The organism is Clostridium sp. E02, from assembly GCF_003833015.1.
GTDB lineage: Bacteria > Bacillota > Clostridia > Lachnospirales > Lachnospiraceae > Lacrimispora.
In genome coordinates this window covers 1-742 of the sequence record NZ_RJLQ01000057.1, presented here as the reverse complement: position 1 = coordinate 742, position 742 = coordinate 1, and the positions used below count along the sequence as shown (strand labels likewise).

The window sequence follows — 742 nt, the reverse complement described above, 5'->3', positions numbered from 1 at the left end:
TTGTATGGCAGTCTTTTAATAAACCACCTGCTATGCAGGTGTGACCACAGCAGCTTTAGCTTCAGGTAAAAAACCTCCAGTGATATAATAGTGTTGGTTCGCAGCCACACAAGCACATCAAAGGAGGTTATCCAAATGGATATAAGTAGTTTATCACATTCAAAATGGAATTGTAAGTATCACATAGTTTTTGCGCCAAAATATCGCAGAAAGGTAGCGTACGGAGAATTAAAGCAGGATATAGCAAATGTTCTAAGCATGTTATGTAAACGAAAAGGTGTGGAAATAGTAGAAGCAGAAATATGTCCAGATCATGTTCATATGTTAGTGAGAATACCACCAAATATCAGCGTATCAAGTTTTATGGGATATTTAAAAGGGAAGAGTACGCTTATGATATTTGAGAGACATGCAAATTTGAAATACAAATATGGAAACAGACATTTTTGGTGTCGTGGATATTATGTAGATACAGTGGGAAAGAATGCAAAGAAGATACAAGAATATATTCTAAATCAATTAAAAGAAGATTTAGAATATGATCAAATGACGTTAAAAGAATACATAGACCCGTTCACGGGTGAGCCGGTAAAACAAAGCAAATAAAATGAGCCCTGTTGGGCTCAGTAGATAAATGTTTGTGCGGCTGTGGATTTTTTTCAAAGAGCCTTTAGGCTCCAACGTCGGTAATAACCCCTTATAGGGGTAGAGCAAACCACCCGTTCAACGGGTGGTTATGATT

General features: G+C 37.1%; 1 protein-coding gene. It reads left to right on the top strand.

Annotated features, from left to right (window positions below; translation table 11 throughout):
• The first annotated feature begins 135 nt into the window (after nucleotides 1-135).
• Nucleotides 136-606: an IS200/IS605 family transposase gene (gene tnpA, locus EFT72_RS18895; RefSeq protein WP_124065644.1), complete on the top strand. Its 471-nt coding sequence runs from the start codon at nucleotides 136-138 to the stop codon at nucleotides 604-606.
• Nucleotides 607-742: the final 136 nt, after the last annotated feature.

Coding starts and splice junctions, on each gene's coding strand:
- tnpA (WP_124065644.1), top strand. CDS start 136: ATGGATATAAGTAGTTTATCACATTCAAAATGGAATTGTAAGTATCAC.